Origin of the sequence: Alkalibacterium sp. MB6, from assembly GCF_009935905.1 — a bacterium.
Classification (GTDB): Bacteria; Bacillota; Bacilli; order Lactobacillales; family Carnobacteriaceae_A; genus Alkalibacterium.
The window spans coordinates 1-16766 of sequence record NZ_PREX01000018.1; the positions used below are offsets into that span (position 1 = coordinate 1).

17 protein-coding genes are annotated in these 16766 nt (G+C 39.2%); 10 read left to right on the top strand and 7 right to left on the bottom strand.

Annotated features, from left to right (window positions below; all coding sequences use genetic code 11):
• Positions 1 to 133: 133 nt before the first annotated feature.
• The 3 genes from C3945_RS07855 to C3945_RS07865 are packed head-to-tail and all read left to right on the top strand — an operon-like array spanning position 134 to position 1889.
• The gene (locus tag C3945_RS07855; RefSeq protein WP_161879152.1) at positions 134 to 337 is read left to right on the top strand and encodes a PLD nuclease N-terminal domain-containing protein; all 204 of its coding nucleotides are present in this window, start codon (positions 134 to 136) and stop codon (positions 335 to 337) included.
• Positions 337 to 1254, top strand: coding sequence for an ABC transporter ATP-binding protein (locus C3945_RS07860; RefSeq protein WP_161879153.1), 918 nt, complete (start codon positions 337 to 339; stop codon positions 1252 to 1254). The genes C3945_RS07855 and C3945_RS07860 overlap by 1 nt, the downstream gene beginning before the upstream one ends.
• Positions 1251 to 1889, top strand: a complete 639-nt coding sequence (locus C3945_RS07865; RefSeq protein WP_161879154.1) for an ABC transporter permease subunit — start codon at positions 1251 to 1253, stop codon at positions 1887 to 1889. Before C3945_RS07860 ends, C3945_RS07865 begins: the two co-directional genes overlap by 4 nt.
• A 172-nt stretch (positions 1890 to 2061) precedes the next feature.
• On the opposite strand, the gene C3945_RS07870 is transcribed toward C3945_RS07865, so the two are convergent.
• Complete coding sequence (locus tag C3945_RS07870; RefSeq protein ID WP_161879155.1) at positions 2062 to 2571, bottom strand: hypothetical protein; 510 nt, start codon at positions 2569 to 2571, stop codon at positions 2062 to 2064.
• A 200-nt stretch (positions 2572 to 2771) separates the two neighbouring features.
• Between C3945_RS07870 and C3945_RS07875 the strand changes: the two genes are divergently transcribed.
• Positions 2772 to 3299 carry a cupin domain-containing protein gene (locus C3945_RS07875; protein ID WP_161879156.1) on the top strand — a complete coding sequence of 176 codons (528 nt, stop codon included), beginning with the start codon at positions 2772 to 2774 and terminating at the stop codon, positions 3297 to 3299.
• A gap of 62 nt (positions 3300 to 3361) precedes the next feature.
• On the opposite strand, the gene C3945_RS07880 is transcribed toward C3945_RS07875, so the two are convergent.
• From C3945_RS07880 to C3945_RS07895, 4 genes are all read right to left on the bottom strand, one after another.
• Positions 3362 to 4099: a hypothetical protein gene (locus tag C3945_RS07880; protein WP_161879157.1), complete on the bottom strand. Its 738-nt coding sequence runs from the start codon at positions 4097 to 4099 to the stop codon at positions 3362 to 3364.
• Positions 4100 to 4148: 49 nt separating this feature from the next.
• A complete protein-coding gene (gene pulA, locus C3945_RS07885; protein ID WP_161879158.1) occupies positions 4149 to 6137 on the bottom strand; it encodes a type I pullulanase in 1989 nt (662 codons plus the stop codon).
• A 145-nt stretch (positions 6138 to 6282) separates the two neighbouring features.
• The gene (locus C3945_RS07890; RefSeq protein WP_161879159.1) at positions 6283 to 6876 is read right to left on the bottom strand and encodes a TVP38/TMEM64 family protein; all 594 of its coding nucleotides are present in this window, start codon (positions 6874 to 6876) and stop codon (positions 6283 to 6285) included.
• An 82-nt stretch (positions 6877 to 6958) separates the two neighbouring features.
• Positions 6959 to 7609 (bottom strand): metal-dependent transcriptional regulator, encoded by a 651-nt coding sequence (locus C3945_RS07895; RefSeq protein ID WP_161879160.1) that lies wholly within the window; start codon positions 7607 to 7609, stop codon positions 6959 to 6961.
• Positions 7610 to 7801: 192 nt separating this feature from the next.
• On the opposite strand from C3945_RS07895, the gene C3945_RS07900 reads away from it, so the two are divergent.
• Genes C3945_RS07900 through C3945_RS07915 form a run of 5 tightly spaced genes read left to right on the top strand, consistent with a single transcriptional unit; the run spans position 7802 to position 11386 of the window.
• On the top strand, positions 7802 to 8740 hold the full coding sequence (locus tag C3945_RS07900; protein WP_161879161.1) for a metal ABC transporter solute-binding protein, Zn/Mn family: 939 nt from the start codon (positions 7802 to 7804) through the stop codon (positions 8738 to 8740).
• A 58-nt stretch (positions 8741 to 8798) separates the two neighbouring features.
• Complete coding sequence (locus C3945_RS12045) at positions 8799 to 9197, top strand: metal ABC transporter ATP-binding protein (RefSeq protein ID WP_272928086.1); 399 nt, start codon at positions 8799 to 8801, stop codon at positions 9195 to 9197.
• Positions 9170 to 9565, top strand: a complete 396-nt coding sequence (locus C3945_RS12050) for a metal ABC transporter ATP-binding protein (RefSeq protein ID WP_272928087.1) — start codon at positions 9170 to 9172, stop codon at positions 9563 to 9565. The genes C3945_RS12045 and C3945_RS12050 overlap by 28 nt, the downstream gene beginning before the upstream one ends.
• The gene (locus C3945_RS07910) at positions 9558 to 10481 is read left to right on the top strand and encodes a metal ABC transporter permease (RefSeq protein ID WP_161879162.1); all 924 of its coding nucleotides are present in this window, start codon (positions 9558 to 9560) and stop codon (positions 10479 to 10481) included. Before C3945_RS12050 ends, C3945_RS07910 begins: the two co-directional genes overlap by 8 nt.
• The gene (locus tag C3945_RS07915) at positions 10478 to 11386 is read left to right on the top strand and encodes a metal ABC transporter permease (protein ID WP_161879163.1); all 909 of its coding nucleotides are present in this window, start codon (positions 10478 to 10480) and stop codon (positions 11384 to 11386) included. The genes C3945_RS07910 and C3945_RS07915 overlap by 4 nt, the downstream gene beginning before the upstream one ends.
• A gap of 95 nt (positions 11387 to 11481) precedes the next feature.
• Here C3945_RS07915 and C3945_RS07920 read toward each other — a convergent pair whose 3' ends face one another.
• A complete protein-coding gene (locus C3945_RS07920) occupies positions 11482 to 13635 on the bottom strand; it encodes an RNA degradosome polyphosphate kinase (RefSeq protein ID WP_161879164.1) in 2154 nt (717 codons plus the stop codon).
• Positions 13636 to 13638: 3 nt separating this feature from the next.
• Positions 13639 to 15204, bottom strand: a complete 1566-nt coding sequence (locus C3945_RS07925) for a Ppx/GppA family phosphatase (RefSeq protein ID WP_161879165.1) — start codon at positions 15202 to 15204, stop codon at positions 13639 to 13641.
• 336 nt (positions 15205 to 15540) lie between these two features.
• Here C3945_RS07925 and C3945_RS07930 point away from each other — a divergent pair, with 336 nt between their 5' ends.
• Positions 15541 to 16758, top strand: coding sequence for a 3D domain-containing protein (locus C3945_RS07930; RefSeq protein WP_161879166.1), 1218 nt, complete (start codon positions 15541 to 15543; stop codon positions 16756 to 16758).
• Positions 16759 to 16766: the final 8 nt, after the last annotated feature.

The following is a 16766-nucleotide window of genomic DNA, read 5'->3' on the forward strand; positions in this document are numbered from 1 at the left end:
AAATTTTAACGAAAACTACTTGTGATGAAAGTAACAATGTATGAAAATCATTTATTCTAAGTTTTATGCAACACTAGTGGTACTAACTATTATTTGGAGTATTGCGCTAACTTAAGGAAAGGAGACGAGTCAGATGTCGTCATTAATCATTGATTATTTACCGATTATCATACCGCTACTCATCTTGCAATTGATTTTACTTGTGACAGCCATTGTTCATTTAGTTAGAAATGATCGACTGGACCAAGCAAATAAAATTATCTGGGCCTTGGTCATTGTCTTTGTAAATATTATCGGACCTATTTTGTATCTCGTTTTTGGAAGGAAAGATGACTAATGACTATACTCGAAGTCAAACACTTGTCAAAGTCGTTTGGTTCTCAAAAGGTATTAGACGACATTTCGTTTTCCGTACCTAAAGGATCTGTATATGGCTTTATCGGGAAAAATGGTGCTGGAAAAACAACCACTATGAATCTCGCTTTGGGGCTAATAAAAGCTGACCAAGGGGACATCACCATTCAAGGAAAATTAGTCCAATACGGCGATACGGAAACGAATAAACTAGTCGGTTATTTGCCAGATGTACCTGAATTTTATCCCTTTTTAACGGCAAGAGAGTTCTTAAAACTTTGTGCAGATATAAGTGGTATGGATGCTAAAGGGTCTAAACACAGGATTACTGAACTGCTTGAGATGGTGGGTCTGGAAGACTCCAATAAGCGAATAAAAACCTACTCACGAGGCATGAAGCAACGATTGGGAATCACACAAGCGTTAATTAATGACCCAGTTCTTCTTATCTGTGATGAACCAACATCGGCACTCGATCCAGTGGGAAGAAAGCAATTGTTATCCGTTTTAAAAAAAGTAAAAGAAAAAACCACGGTTATCTTCTCAACCCATATTTTATCTGACGTTGAAAGTATATGTGATGAAGTCGCTATATTAAACAATGGGAAAATCGTATCACAAGGGACTCTTTCATTTTTAAAAAAGCAGTTATCGAACGAAAGATGGTCTGTTGTATTTGAAACAGAAGAAGAAGCTTTCAAAATGAAGGAATATTTAGAAGCCTTACCTTTATTCACAGATATTAACGTATCAAACCATATACTTGAAGGTAGCACAACAGACACGAAGCAAGCAATGGCTACCATATTAGACACCTTATCCACTCATTCTATTACGCCAGTGAAAGTGGAAAGAAAAGAAGCAAGTATGGAAGATGTCTTTTTGGAGGCGATTAAATGAGAGGATACCGTGCGTTTTTAGGTAAAGAGGTAAAAGAGAACAGTAGAAACTATAAATTTATGATCATCCTAATCGTTTTTTCAATAGTGGGCCTTTTGAGCCCTTTATCGGCAAAGTTTTTGCCCGTTTTATTGGAAAGTTTGGTCGACGACACTATAACGATTATCATACAGGACCCTACCTACGTGGATTCGTGGGTGCAGTTCTTCTCAAATACGAATCAAATCAGTTTAATTGTTTTCCTTTTACTTTTCAGTCCACTCATGTCAAAGGAATTTGAAAAAGGGACGTTCGTACACATGGTAACCAAAGGGTTGCCTCGCCAAACGATTATCTTATCGAAAGCTACGGTCCTCTTGATTAGCTGGACAGTCGGTTACTGGTTAAGTGCTTTAATCACCTTTGTCTATACCCATCTGTATTTTTCAGACAGTAGGGTAGAGGGACTTTTATTACCATTAGTCAGTTTATATAGCTTTGGCATCCTCTTGTTAGCCGTATTATTAGTAAGTGCAGTCATCTTTAAGAGTGCTTTTGCGCCACTTTTAGCAGTGGGTGGCTTTGTCGTTTTCAGCTTTATAGGGGATATATTTCCCGCTGTTCACAAATGGAATCCACTACAACTAGCTACTTGAAACCTCGAACTCTTAGTGAATCAAGAAGGAGACCAACTATTAGCGCAAGCATTCGGAGTAACCGGCATACTGACGATAGGGTGTTTAGTTGGCTCAATTTATTTATTTAAACGAAGAAACATTAATTGAAATAAAAACCCACGCTGGGATTTAGCGTGGGTTTGCTTGTCTATTAGGTAAACTGAATATACATATCAAGTCCGTAGGGTGCTTCTTTTTCGACAGCTGCTTCGGTTTCAGTATCATATTCCATGTAAGGTCCGTCTGTTGCGTACACATAAGCAGTCAGTAAATACTTAGAGTGATACTGCTGTATCGTGTCAGCCTGCTCTTCCGTCAAAAAGCCGAGTGGAATACCTTCAATGGTCACAAGGGTGCGGCCTTTTTCCTTGTGGACAAAGTCGACATTGACTGTTGTGATGTTGTCATATTTATAGATGCGTGACGTTAAAGGAGTGAAGTCTTCAGCAGTTTTTCCGTTATAGAATCGCTTGAAAGGGTCTTCCTCTACCATTTTTTCAACAATCTCTTTAATTGTCACTGGATCAGCTTTGATTTCGCGAGCCGTTATTTTCGTTTCATACTGTATAGTTTCTTGAGCTGATTCTGTTGCATCTGTAGATTCCGCTACATTAGGTGTTTTTTTATCATCTTTCTTTTTGAAAAAATCGAATAGTCCCATGTTCTCATTCCTTCTATTGGTGTATTAGTTAAAAATGACTAAAAGTAAAACGGTCGGTCTCTATACTTAGAATACTGAAAGAGAAGAAGATAGTCAATTTTAGACTAAATAGCGTTGATGATAATAGCTAATTCTTGCACTTTTTAAAAAGGAGTGACACACTTAATGTGTTGATTACTATTATTTAAGGAGGCTCTATTATGGTTGATGTCTTTCGAATTAGAGAAAACAAACCCTTTCCGAATTCACCCTTGCCAGTTATTTATTATACTGATGTATTAAATGATTTTGTTAAGGGAGAAGATGCGGATCAAGCGACAAAGAATTTACTCATGGAAAACGGCTATACTAACTCATGGACAAATGGGATTCACGACTACCATCACTTCCATTCGAATACCCACGAAGTATTGGTATGCTTATCAGGAGAAGCGACCGTTCAATTAGGTGGACCAAATGAGAATGAGTACCAGTTTTCAAAGGGCGATGCTTTACTGCTTCCAGCGGGAGTCGCACATAAGTTAATTGAAGCGACATCTGATTTCAAAATCGTAGGAGCTTATCCAAATGGAGTAAATCCAGATACCTTAACAGGGGATGAGCCAAATTACGAAGAGATACAGCAACGCGCTTATGATATTCCTGTGCCTGAAAAAGACCCACTTACAGGATCAGACGGGGCAGTCCAGGAATGTTGGGACTTAACGAAAGATTCTCATTTAGATTAAGGCTAGAAAAAGAAGCAGACCATATAGGTTCTGCTTCTTTTTTATATAAGATCCCAGTTAATTTATTCTACATCCTCATTAATATTCGCCTTTACATCAGATAAATCGATTCCGTCATGGTCAAAGTAATTCACATCAACATGTATCGATACGCTTCCCAGGACTGTTTGGTCTTGAATTTGTTCTCCACGAATATCTAATGTCAAACGCTCTAAATAATAGGTGGACTCGTCCATATAAGTTGTTAGTGTCATATGGATGTTATCTTCATTTATACCGCTCATTGTCAGACTAAATACCCCTTCAAAAGCTTCCCACACATCATAGTCATATCCTTCATAAGTTAATTCCAATTGAGTGTCAGTATGGTTTGCTTCAATTAAATGGGCGATACTTACCAAAGCTTCGACAACGTTTGGATACCATGAATCATATTCAATAGGACCGGCATCTGCGTATTTAACCCATCCATTTGTTTCGTTAAGGTAAAAATGATTGTCTTCAAAGAAAAGCTCTTGGGTTATGACCTCATCTCTTTCATTCGTAGAATAGACTTGTTCCAAATCGCCTACGACTTGCATTCGAATCACTTCTTCATCATAATCGGCTACAACTTCTGCTCCGTCTGTTATCTGCACATTAAGAAGGGACTCTGAGGCATAGCTGTCAAGATTATCGACACCTGCTTCTATATACTCTGTCCAATTATTCTCTAAGTCTGCAGGCGGGGCACCGCTGTCTGCTGAGTTACATGCCTGTAGTAACAAGCCAGCAAGTAAGAGGGTGCCCGTTATCATCATCTTTTTCAGTGGTCTTCCCCTTTACTCTAAGCGTGTTGTAGACACTGTATTAAGATCCTACTAATACAAGGACTTCGCGAGGGTTTATAATGAGACGGTTACCTTGAATGGACCCTAATGAATCTAGGCCAGCCGCGTGTCGATTGGCTAAAATGGTCCATTCTTTTGGTAGCGGATGACTGCTCCTTAGTTCGATTTGATCAGGATGCATTGATGTATTGACAACCACTGCCATCATGCGCCAATCACCTTGATTGGTCAAGTTAGGAATAGTATAAGCAATCATATTTTCACGTAATTGAGAAAACGTTACGGCATTCCCTGTCTGATTCGTTGCATCTCTCAAAGGAGGATAAGCTTTTCGAATACGCATCATCCCTCTGTAATAGTCAACTAAGTCTTTGTTTTCATAAGCTCGAGCCCAGTCTAACAAATTGACATCGATGGAAGAGATATAACTGTTCTCATCACCGTATTTGGTCCTGCCGAATTCTTCGCCGGCTTGAAGAAAGATTCCTCCAAGAGAAGTGAAGAGGAGGGCAGCATTGATTTTGTTTAGTTGAATCAGTTCAATATCCCGACTATATGACTGTCTATTCGTTGTTGCAACCAGTTTGTCGTACAACGTTAAATTGTCATGAGCCGAAGCATAGTTAACCACTTGAGTTGGGTTTCGAGCCCATTTTTTCTCGTCAGGCAAATGAAAACGCCCGAGGTTCGTTTGTGTATTCGCTAAGATGCTGGCAATTAAATCATTATTAGAGAAGGCACTATCCTCTCGGCCATTCGCTCCTTGCAAAAAAGCACCTTTAGATGTGTCAAAAACGGGTCCTTTTATGGCATCTCGAAATTCATCATTGAAAATGGCGATGCCGTCAGCCAAATCTCCGATATGAAATTTGTCAGCGGGTTTATTGGGTTCATAAATCTCAACACTTCCAGCATTCCATGGTTCACCGTAAAGTAAAACATGGTCATGACCATTGGCATTCAATGTTTCTCTTAACTGATTCATCGTTTCTACATCGTGCAAGCCCATCAAGTCAAAACGAAAACCATCTATATGATATTCTTCCACCCAATAAAGAACGGAGTCGATAAGATAGTTTCGCATCATTTTCCGTTCGCTAGCCGTTTCGTTACCTGTTCCAGAACCATTTGCCAAATGACCGTCATGTGTGAAGCGGTAATAATAATCTGGAACGGTCCGTTGGAACCAGCCTTCTTCAAAGAAAAAGGTATGGTTATATACGACATCCATAATGACGCCAATGTTCTTTTTATGCAAATGACGAACCATTTCTTTAAATTCTTTTATTCGTGAAACCGGATTTGCTGGATCAGTAGCATACCGTCCTTCAGGGGCCATAAAATTCTTGGGATCATAACCCCAATTATAAGCAGAATCGAGTTCATTATTTTCATAATCAAATACAGGGAGCAAATGAATGTAATTTATGCCTAGTGAACGAACATAGTCTGAACCGGCGGGCTGATCAGCATGACCGTTGACGGTTACGCCTTCTTCGGTAAATGCCAAATACTTGCCTCGGTACTCTTTCGTAAAATATGCCGCCTCATCACTAGAAAAGTCTTCTACATGCAATTCCCAAATAACCGCCTCGGTAATGGATCTGACCTGATCAAAAGAATCGGACTCCCAGTTATCTGGATTGGTTTCATCCATGGCTACAATGGCTGATCGGTTACCGTTCAAGCCGACAGCCTTACTATAAATGTCAGCCGCTTCAACTTTATCATCATTCTCGTGAACGAATTGATACGTATAGTATGCGCCTTTTAAATTACCCTCTACAGTTGCTTCCCACACATTATTTGTCATAATCATTTCGATAGAGTTGTATGGATTTGGGGATTCGGCTGTCTCATATAGATTGACCCAAACGTTTTTAGCTAAAGGGGACCACACTTTGAATAGGGATTGATCTGGAGTATAAGTTAAGCCTAAATCAGACTCATCATAAAAGTGTTCTTCCAAATAATCTATGCGTTGATTGAAATCATTCGTTTCTGTCATAGCGTAAAAACCCTTTCTCTTAATTATTAGTACAGTATACCACGCCTGCTTGCCTTCCTTAAAGTATTAAGGAATGGTTAAGGAGTAGGCAAGAAAAAGAAAAGACGACTGTCATCCAAATTCAGATGCAGTCATCTTTTTTTGATTAAAGAATACCAATCATTTCAAGAAGTGTGGTCAATCCAAGGCTGTAAATGGCAATGGACAAAGGTTTGCCAAGCAGTATATAAGTAATCACTTTACCAGGATGCATATCTGAAAGGCCAGCTAAGTAAACAAAAATATTATCCGGCGTAAAGGGAAGGAACATAACAATTATAAAGAGTCGCTCAAACCGTTTACCATTCGTTAATTTGTCTTCATACTTCTTTATTTTCTTCTTGCTAACTAGTTTACCTAAAGCACGTTCACCATACCGCTTGACAGCAAGATAGGAAAGGATTGATCCAAGGGCAATCCCGATAAAGTTATACAAGTTACCAATGACAAAACCATATAACACAACACCGGCTGGAACGGTAATAGCTGACGGAAGCAGAGGTAGAAAGATTTGAACCGTCTGTAAAGCAATAAACACAATCACGGAATATACGCCGAATCCTCGAATGTAGTCAACAAACTGCTCTCGAGATTCAAATATACCGGCTTGCCAAGCAAAAAGAACAAGGATAGCTGTCATAATTAATCCAATGATACTTAATATATCAATCCATTCGAATTTTTTTCCGGCTATGACCATAGACTTGCTCCTTTTACTGAAAGAATAAGATAAGTGTATCAGATTGCCAAAGAGAAGCCGAATAACATGCTCTTTGCCGCGGTTAAATAATCTCCACTAAAATTTTGAAGGCAGCTTTATGACCTAAAATCGTTCGATCGCCTGAATCAGTTTCAAGAGTGAGTGGTCCATCGTAAGGTTCAATATCTACCAATGTATATTCCTTGCCTAACTGAACTTCTTTAAATAGAAGATACTCAAGAAATTCTTGCTGATCATCCACTTCTTTTATTTTAAATGACGATCCAAGAGAGACATCAATTAAAGGCGTGGATTCGATGTCAGGGATGGTGCCGTCTTTATTAGGAATCACACCGCCGTGTGGATCGAAGGTAGGCTCTTCCAAAAATTGATTTAATCGTTCGATAAGTAAATCTGAAGAAGCATGTTCAAGTAAATCGGCATCAGCATGAACCTCATTCCAATCATACCCCAGTTTTTCTGAAAGAAAGACTTCCCAGATGCGGTGTTTTCGAATGAGTTGGTTAGCAATAAGTGAGCCTTTTTCAGTCAGTTTCACACCTTGATAAGGAATGTGGGTAATCAATTCTTCTTTTAACAAGCGGGTATTCATATCTGTGACAGAAGCCGCTGTAATGGATAATTGGTTAACAAGTGCCTTATTGGTTACGACGTTCTGGTCGCCGCCTAATTCATATATAGCCTTAATAAAATCTTCTTTATTGGGTGTCATAGTCTAAACCCCTTTAATAGTTTCATGTATCAGTTGTACCACATTAAACCCACTTTTGTCAAAGCTAGTAAAATATTTTGTGGTTAACAATAAAATATTTTTAGTTTAGACTAAAAATGAAAGTAGTCTAATGAATAGACTGCTTGTTTACTTTAACTAATACCTTAAATATGGAAACAGGGAGGAATGCATATGAAACAGTTGAGAAAAATAATGATGATAATAGTAGGAGCTCTCTTATTAAGTGCTTGTGCTTCACAAGACCTTGGTCCAGGCACGGACGAGTCTTCTTTAAACATCGTGACGACGACAACAATGATTACTGATTTAGTAGAGATTGTTGGGGGAGAGCACGTGTCTGTGACAGGGTTAATGGGACCTGGAGTTGATCCTCATTACTATCAGCCTTCAACATCTGATGTCGTTACTATGGGTGATACAGACGTGATGGTCTATAATGGCTTAACCTTAGAAGAACGTTTTTCAGAAGTATTTGAAGAACTGCCTAATCGAGGGACTGAATTAATAGTGATTGCAGATAGCTTGGATGAATCGACGTATTTAAATCCGATGGAAGATGATGATTTGGCTTATGACCCACATATTTGGTTTAGTGTGGACCATTGGCAAACGGCTACTCAATACGTGGCTGATCAACTCAGTGAAATGGATGCTGAAAACGCGGCTAGCTATCAAGACAATGCACAAGAGTATATAAAGGAGCTAGAACAATTAGCGACCTATATCAATCAACGGGTAGAAGAAGTTCCCGAGGACTCTCGTTATTTAGTAACGGCTCATGATGCCTTTCAGTATTTTGGTGAAGAGTTCGACTTTGAGGTTGTTGGGTTGCAAGGTTTAAATACTCAAACAGAAGCAGGCACCGGGGATATTAGCCGACTAGCTGATTTTTTAGTCAATCAAAATATAAGAGCAGTATTTGTGGAAAGCTCTGTTTCGCCACGAAACATCGAAGCGTTGATTGAAGCAGCTGCTAGTAGAGGGCATGAAGTGGAAAACGCCGGAGAGTTATATTCAGATGCTTTAGGAAGTGAAGAAGATGATGCGGATACGTATATTAAAATGTACCGATCCAACATTGACACGATAGTCGATGCACTGAAGCAATAACTATAAACTGACACATTGTTTTTTAAAAATGAATACCCACTAAAGAAAGAAGGAACGTATGATGATAAATTCTCAAGCCATCACTATTGATAGGTTGACAGTCGCTTACGATGCCAAACCTGTATTATGGAATATTTCTTCATCCTTTAAAAAAGGGAAATTGACAGCCGTTATTGGACCAAATGGAGCAGGAAAATCAACGCTGATAAACACAATGATGGACTTTATTGAACCTGTCATGGGGACAGTATCGTATTCAATTGAAGAAAATAGCGAGTGGTCTTATGAAAAAGCTAAAAAACACATTGCTTACGTGCCGCAAAATACAACAGTAGACTGGGACTTTCCCGCAACAGTTTTGGATGTTGTCCTAATGGGACGCTACGGTCATTTAGGTTGGTTTAAGCGGCCTGGAAAAAAGATAAAGAAATGGCTAAACGCATGCTTGAAAAGGTAGGCTTACCAACCTTTGCCAAAAGACAAATCAGTCAGCTCTCCGGAGGCCAGCGTCAACGTGTATTTTTGGCTAGAGCCTTAACTCAAAACGCAGAGATTTATATTATGGACGAGCCTCTCGCAGGTGTCGATATGAAAACAGAACGCATTATTATGACCTTATTGAGAAACTTAGTTAATGAAGGGAAAACGGTTATTGTCGTTCATCATGATTTACAAACAGTGGAAGATTATTTTGATCATGCTGTCTTCATTAATCGAGAAATCATTGCAGCCGGTCCCGTTGAAGAGGTCTTCAACAAAGAGATTATTGATTTAACGTATCATCAAGATCACAACTTAGGGGAAGAGGTCGTTGAGGATGCTTAATCAACTGCTGACTTTATTTGGTGATTATACCTTTCAAGTGGTCGCTTTAGGCACAGGTATTTTGGGGTTGTTGAGCGGCGTGATTGGGACGTATGCGACACTTAGAAAAGAAAGTTTATTAGGAGATGCTCTAAGTCACGCGGCTTTACCAGGAATAGGTATCGGGTTTTTATTAATACAACGAAAAGAACTGTGGGTACTCTTACTAGGTGCATTACTCTCTGGGTTACTAGCAACTGTCATTATTCAAGTGATGAATAGAAAGACTGTTGTCAAATTAGACAGTGCTCTCTCACTCATTTTATCCAGTTTTTTTGGTCTGGGACTCGTTATTCTAACAGCCATTCAAAATAACCCGAATGCCCAACAAGCAGGTTTGAGCAATTTCATTTTTGGACAGGCAAGCGCCATGCTCAGCAGTGATGTTCAAATGATTGCTGCCGTAGGGGGACTTATGCTTTTGATGGTGGTCTTATTTTGGAAAGAGTTTAAGGTCTTTACCTTTGATCCTATGTTTGCTAAAACACTAACGCTTCCTAGTCGATTGGTGGAATTCGTACTTTCGACTTTGATTGTGGTGACGATTATTTTAGGGTTGGAGTCAGTGGGGGTTATCCTAATCAGTGCCTTATTGGTTGGCCCATCGATTGCGGCTAGACAATGGAGCAACAAGTTAGGAATCGTGATGGTTATTGCAGCCTTTGTGGGCTTTGTTTCGGGAGTAGCAGGCACATTTATTAGTTCGGTTGGTACTCACATCCCCACAGGTCCGACAATCGTTATTGTCTTAAGTGCCATCGTCTTTATTAGCCTGCTCTTTTCACCTAAACGTGGCATATTAGCAAGACAAATTCAGATCAAAAAGAGAGAAAAGGACCTGATGAAACAGTTGAGTAGAGGGGAGGAGCGCTCATGAGTATGATTGTTGAAATCACTTTAATAGCTGTTATCGTGGCAATTGCTTGTGCTCTACCAGGAGTGTTTCTCGTTTTAAGAGGCACAACGTTGGTGTCTGATGCCATTACACATACTGTTCTTCTAGGTATTGTCTTAGCTTTTTTTATTACTCAAGATTTAAATTCACCACTATTAATGATTGGCGCAACTCTTGTAGGACTTGCGACTGTCTGGGCGATTGAAGCTCTACAAAACACGCGACTTGTTTCTAACGATGCGGCAATCGGTATTATTTTCCCCTTGTTTTTCAGTATCGCCATTGTCCTAATCACTCGCTACGCTGGTGATATTCATTTAGATGCTGATGCAGTTATTATGGGGGAATTGGCTTTCGCTCCTTTTAGACGACTGGTTTTATTTGGAATAGATGTAGGACCGCGCGCATTATGGACGATGAGTGTTATCTTGTTAGGCAATGGGTTATTCATCTATTTGTTTTTCAAAGAGTTAAAGGTGACGACTTTCGATGCGGCCTTCGCAGCGTCTATCGGCATATCGCCTGTCATCGTTCATTATGCTTTAATGACCAGTGTCTCATTGACAGCTGTTGGAGCATATGACTCTGTCGGGTCAATATTAGTTGTTGGTTTTATGGTAGGACCGGCACTGGCAGCTTACTTACTGACTCATTCCTTGAAGAAAATGATTGGACTGACAGTGATTTTTGCTATGGTAAATAGTATAGCAGGCGTCATATTAGCATTTTCATTTGATACAACCATCGCGGGTATGATTGCTGTGGTGACTGGTCTAACGACTTTAGTTGTTTTCGTTTTTTCACCTCGAAAAGGTTTAGTTAAAGCGTCAGTCGTGCGTAGGCGAGAGCAAAAACGAGTGAATCAAAAATTGGGACTTGAAAAATAGATTAGCTAGAATTAACTTCTTGCACTAAAAAAACGACCACAAGCTGTTAAATGTGAACATACATTTAGCAGCTGTGGTCGTTTTTTTATAACTCATTACTTCTTAATTTTACTTAGCAGATGGCCAAATCGCTGACGAACTTTAGATAACGGCGATGCAGGTAAAGCGGGTTGGTCCGAACGTTTGGCATAAGCTAGACGCATCAGCTCTTCTTGTGCGTTAACAGCTTTGTTCTGACCTGGGGATAGTTTTCTGTACAGACCATCCTCGTTGAGCTCCCAAGCTTTCGTATTATCATACAAGTAAAGCTTTAAGATAGAGAGAATATGCTTCTTGATTAGGTTATCCAAAACTGGGTAAGCAATTTCTATCCGTTTAATCATGTTTCGAGTCATCATATCAGCAGAAGAGAGGTATAACTTCTCTTCTCCGTTTGAATGAAAGTAATAAATACGGCTGTGCTCTAGAAAACGTCCCACCACACTACGGACGGTAATGTTTTCACTAATTCCCGGGATACCAGGAATTAAGCAGCATATTCCCCTAATGATTAAATCGATCTTAACACCGACTTGGCTAGCTTCAAATAATTTAAGAATCATTTTCTTATCAGTAAGTGAATTCATTTTAGCAATCACATAGCCATTGCCATATTTCTTGTGCATAGCCATTTCTTGCTCCAATTTCTCGATAAAGGTATCTTGAATGTCAAAAGGAGACACATGCAAGTAATGATAAGTCGGTTGTTCAGAATAGCCACTCAAATAATTAAAGAAAGTAGCAACATCTTGGGTCATATAAGAGTCAGCTGTAACGATTCCCATGTCCGTGTACTGTTTGGCAGTGTCTTCGTTATAATTACCTGTTCCTAAATGAACATAACGCTTAAACCCTGATTCTTCTTTTTTAACAATTAAGGTGGCTTTACTATGGGTTTTTAACTCTTTTACACCGTAAAGAATATGAGCACCGGCTTCTTCCAATTCCTTAGCCCAATGGACATTGTTCGCCTCATCAAAACGGGCTTTAAGTTCAACCAAAACGGTTACTTCAATTCCTTTTTCAGCTGCTCGTTTCAGAGCATCTATTAAAGGAGAGTCTTTGCTTACTCTGTATAGAGTCTGCTTAATGGCAACTGTTCGTTCATCCTCAACAGCTTCTTTGACAAATTGGATAATTGGATCAAAGGAATCAAAGGGATGATGGAAAAACAAATCTTGAGTTTGTACGACATCATAAATCGATTGACTCTTCAAAACAGCGTGTTCAACTGGAGAAAAGGGAGGGTAGCTTTCACCAAAACCATCTTCTTTTAATAAACCAGTGACTTCGTAAAGAAAAGTTAAGTCAAGTGGCCCATCGATCATATAAATATCTCTCTGTTTAATGCTGAGTTCTTTTTTCAAGTACTCAATATCATCTTCGACTAGCGTGTCTGCCTGACGCTTATCAATTTCCAGGCGCACAGCCATTCCGTTTTTTCGTTTTTGCAAATAATCTTCTATAGCAGAGAGCAAATCGTCTGCCCCATCTTCTTGGATCGCTAAATCGGCATTTCTAGTGATTCGAAAAGTAAAGGAGTAAGTTATCTTATAACCTTTAAACAAATCAGGCAAAAAGTAATAGAGTAAATCATCCGTCATTAGAAGGATCGTCTTCTCTCCACTTTTCAAAGAATGAATACGATTTAACCGCGTGGATACAGGTACAATCGCAATAAATGGAGAACCCGATTTTTCCAATCGAACAAACAAATGAAGCACGCCGTCTGTTAGATGTGGAAAAGGTCGGTAAGCATCGACACCATAGGGAGTCACAGCTGGTTCGATTTCATCTTTAAACACTTGTCTAGCCCGTTCTTTATCTTCTATAGATAACTCAGAAACAGAACGAAACAAAACGTGGTGATCGGCTAACTCTTTTACTTTCTGATGATAAAGAGTGTATTGTTTCTTTACAATCTCATGATTGCGTCGAGTGATTTCTTGGAGTTGCTTTTTTGGCGACCATTGGGTTTTAGTATCGGGTTCGGTGACATCCATTTTCTGTTGATCTTGCAGACCGGCAACTCTCACTTTATAAAATTCATCAAGGTTTGAACTACCGATTGCCAAGAAAGTTAGTTGTTCAAGTAAAGGGTTCGATGAATCAATCGCTTCATAGATGACGCGTTCATTAAAGTCCAACCAAGACAATTCTCTGTTTTGATAGTAAATGGGATTCTCTAAATCCTTATATTGTTCAACCATTGTTTATCCCTCCGATAATGATGGACCATCAGAATCGGTGTGGAATACCAGAGTGAGTGGTTTGCCGAACACACGTTCTAGATGATTCTTATGTTTGTTAGCTCGATACTCTTCTGCAATGGCATTCCCTTTGTAAGTGATATGAAGCTCATAATCGTCATCTTTGCCTTCTTTTATGTCAATATCTTCAACAAAATTAACACGAGAGTCATTTAGTGCTTCTGCAAATTTAATAATGCAACCCAGGTATAGCAACACTTCTTTTTCTTCGTCATCGAACCAATCTTCAACATCTTTCACATACTGTTTAAACAAGGATCTGTTTTTATAGCTGGCAAGTAAAGCCAGACGAACGCGATCCCGATGACTAAAGCCATTTAAGTTCGAATTTGAAATAATATAAAAGGTATGTTGAGATTCTGAATCATCCTCTATATAACTTCCCAAATAGTATAAGGTAGCAGCATAGTGAACAAGATACAAATGTTTATCTTTTACAGACACGATCTCTTTTTCCTTTAGCATAGCAATCAATCGGTCAGCTAAGATAATACGTTGATGTGCACTGATGGTTCGAATATTGTACTGATTAAACAAACGCTGAACAGTTTGTCTTTTTACACCGTATAAATCATAAGGTTCATCATACATATCGTTCAGTTGCTCAATCATAATACCTTCACGTAATCCGCGACTGCTGATAACAAAGCCTTTAGACTTCATAACAGCCATTAGTTCAGTAAACACAATACCTGCAGGAATAATGATATCTCGGCGGTCTTCGCTTAAACCATCTAAATCAGACAACTCATCCATTGAACTGGATGTGAGTATATCAAAAGTATCCATTAACTCTTGAGGTGTCATGCGGTACTCATGGATACCAGCAATAGGATAATTAATTTGACGTTGGTGAATATCAGCGTAGTTTCGAGCGGAGCCTCCGATTCCCACTAAAGGGACACCAGCCGATTTTACCCATTTCAAGGATTTAAATTGTTTATTTACCCATGAGCGGGCTTTTTCGATTGCTTTTTTATCGTTGTGTTGTTTACCGTCAAAAAATTGGTGTTGTAAGGAAACGGCACCAAACGGGAAACTGTGTGAGGACTTAACTTCTTTGTTTTTATATAGAGTAAGCTCTGTACTACCGCCCCCTATATCAATGCTGATACCATCCATAACATCCATAGTATGTCTGACAGCGTAGTTACCATAAAAGGCTTCTCGCTCTTCTGGAAGGATTTCCAATTCTAAACCGAGTTCATCATTGACACGTTTGATTATAGCTTCTCTATTAGTTGATTGACGAATAGCGGCAGTAGCGATGGCTCGACTTTTTGTAATGTCATAACGATCAGCGATATCTAAGAAACTTCGCAGAACAGTCAATAACACCTGAATACCCTCTTCAGACATGACCTTGTCCTCGTCTAAATATTGTACCAGTCGGGCAGGAGTCTTAATATTTTGTAATTCAGATATACTGTGATGTTCATCCATTTCAAAAATAACAAGACGAATTGTGTTCGATCCAACGTCCAACAGGCCAAACCGTTCATTTTTCATAGAGTGACACTCCTTAAATTAGCTTATTGATTAATTATAACAGAGTTAAATTAAATCCTTTCTTAATATAATCATACTATGTGCTACAGACTAAGTCTAAAATTCAATCTTGCATTACAATTATATTACAAAATAATAGAAAACGGTACCAAACGCTCTATATTTTACAAAAAACACGTATTCTGGAGGAAGTTTCAGTGATTTTTCAAGTGCTTGTAACAAATTGTAAGTAAATTGACATCTTTTTAATCGCCTTTGTGGGTATAATTACGGAGCATTCTTAAAATTGTCAGAACATAAAAAAAACCGTACGTGGAAAGGATTGTTCTATAAACGATGAAAAAGAATATCGTTGGTCTCGTTATAGTTATTGCAAGTATTCTTAACATGAGTGTGGCGTCAGTTGCATCAGCGAGTACCCTAGAAGTTATTCAACAACAACAAGAGCAAAAGAAAGATGAAATTAATTCATTACAATCAGAGGTCAACTCTGTATTGGAAGAAGTAAGCGACCTTAGCCGAGTCTTAGCGGAACTTGATACTGAGATTGAACAAAAAAAATCAGAAGTGGAGCAGACTGAAGCGGAAGTAGCTGAGCAGGAAGAACTCGTTGCAGCCCGTTTAGATCAAGCACGCGAGAGACTACAATCGATTCAATTAAATGATTTCAGTGGAAATGTTGTATTAGCCATTTTGGAAGCTGAAAGTTTGGGAGACTTACTTAGTCGAACACTTGCAGTTGTCAGATTAACCGATGCAAGTAATCAACAAATAGTATCTGCTGAAGAAGAAGTTCAAAAGTTAGCTGATCTTCAAGAAAAGTTAATCGTAAGCCATCAAGAACTTGAGGAGCAGAAAGCGGAAGCTCTTGTTCAAAGAGATCGTTTTGATGACAAGTTAAATTCACTACAAGCACTTATTCAAAATAACCAAGAAGAATTAACTACTCTTGTTAAAAGAGAAGCAGCAGAAGAAGCAAGAATCGAAGAAGCGCGTCGTGTTGCAAGAGAAGAAGCACAACGAGCAGCAGCAGAAGCTGAACAAGCGCAAGCTAAAGCCGCTCGCCAAACGGCAGAAGCCAGAGCAAGCCAAAGCTCACAAGAGGTATCCACTTCTTCAAGTGATTCTACAGAAACTGTTTCTGCTAGTGAAACAGTCTCATCATCTAATACAAGTAACGCATCCAGCAGTGCTAGCCAACCAGCTAAAACAAGCAAACCGGCAGCACAAAGTAAGCCAGCACCTAGCCAACCAGCTAGCCAAAGCAGTGCTAAAACACTAAGAGTGCAAGCGACAGGTTACTCAACAAAACAACCTAATTTAAGTACTCACACTGCAACAGGAATTGATTTGAGAGTCAATCCACGAGTGATTGCAGTAGACCCAAGAGTCATTCCTTTAGGATCGATGGTTGAAGTAGAAGGCATGGGCGTTTATATCGCAGGAGATACTGGTGGAGCAATCAAAGGAAACATCATTGATATTCACTTTGAAACAGTAGCTCAAGCCCTTAACTGGGGACGACGCAACGTCACCATTCGTATTTTGAAATAATCCTATAT

Excerpts from the sequence above, each read along its gene's own strand:
- C3945_RS07855 (WP_161879152.1), top strand. The coding sequence starts at position 134 with ATGTCGTCATTAATCATTGATTATTTACCGATTATCATACCGCTACTC.
- C3945_RS07860 (WP_161879153.1), top strand. The coding sequence starts at position 337 with ATGACTATACTCGAAGTCAAACACTTGTCAAAGTCGTTTGGTTCTCAA.
- C3945_RS07865 (WP_161879154.1), top strand. The coding sequence starts at position 1,251 with ATGAGAGGATACCGTGCGTTTTTAGGTAAAGAGGTAAAAGAGAACAGT.
- C3945_RS07870 (WP_161879155.1), bottom strand. The coding sequence starts at position 2,571 with ATGGGACTATTCGATTTTTTCAAAAAGAAAGATGATAAAAAAACACCT.
- C3945_RS07875 (WP_161879156.1), top strand. The coding sequence starts at position 2,772 with ATGGTTGATGTCTTTCGAATTAGAGAAAACAAACCCTTTCCGAATTCA.
- C3945_RS07880 (WP_161879157.1), bottom strand. The coding sequence starts at position 4,099 with ATGATGATAACGGGCACCCTCTTACTTGCTGGCTTGTTACTACAGGCA.
- pulA (WP_161879158.1), bottom strand. The coding sequence starts at position 6,137 with ATGACAGAAACGAATGATTTCAATCAACGCATAGATTATTTGGAAGAA.
- C3945_RS07890 (WP_161879159.1), bottom strand. The coding sequence starts at position 6,876 with ATGGTCATAGCCGGAAAAAAATTCGAATGGATTGATATATTAAGTATC.
- C3945_RS07895 (WP_161879160.1), bottom strand. The coding sequence starts at position 7,609 with ATGACACCCAATAAAGAAGATTTTATTAAGGCTATATATGAATTAGGC.
- C3945_RS07900 (WP_161879161.1), top strand. The coding sequence starts at position 7,802 with ATGAAACAGTTGAGAAAAATAATGATGATAATAGTAGGAGCTCTCTTA.
- C3945_RS12045 (WP_272928086.1), top strand. The coding sequence starts at position 8,799 with ATGATGATAAATTCTCAAGCCATCACTATTGATAGGTTGACAGTCGCT.
- C3945_RS12050 (WP_272928087.1), top strand. The coding sequence starts at position 9,170 with ATGGCTAAACGCATGCTTGAAAAGGTAGGCTTACCAACCTTTGCCAAA.
- C3945_RS07910 (WP_161879162.1), top strand. The coding sequence starts at position 9,558 with ATGCTTAATCAACTGCTGACTTTATTTGGTGATTATACCTTTCAAGTG.
- C3945_RS07915 (WP_161879163.1), top strand. The coding sequence starts at position 10,478 with ATGAGTATGATTGTTGAAATCACTTTAATAGCTGTTATCGTGGCAATT.
- C3945_RS07920 (WP_161879164.1), bottom strand. The coding sequence starts at position 13,635 with ATGGTTGAACAATATAAGGATTTAGAGAATCCCATTTACTATCAAAAC.
- C3945_RS07925 (WP_161879165.1), bottom strand. The coding sequence starts at position 15,204 with ATGAAAAATGAACGGTTTGGCCTGTTGGACGTTGGATCGAACACAATT.
- C3945_RS07930 (WP_161879166.1), top strand. The coding sequence starts at position 15,541 with ATGAAAAAGAATATCGTTGGTCTCGTTATAGTTATTGCAAGTATTCTT.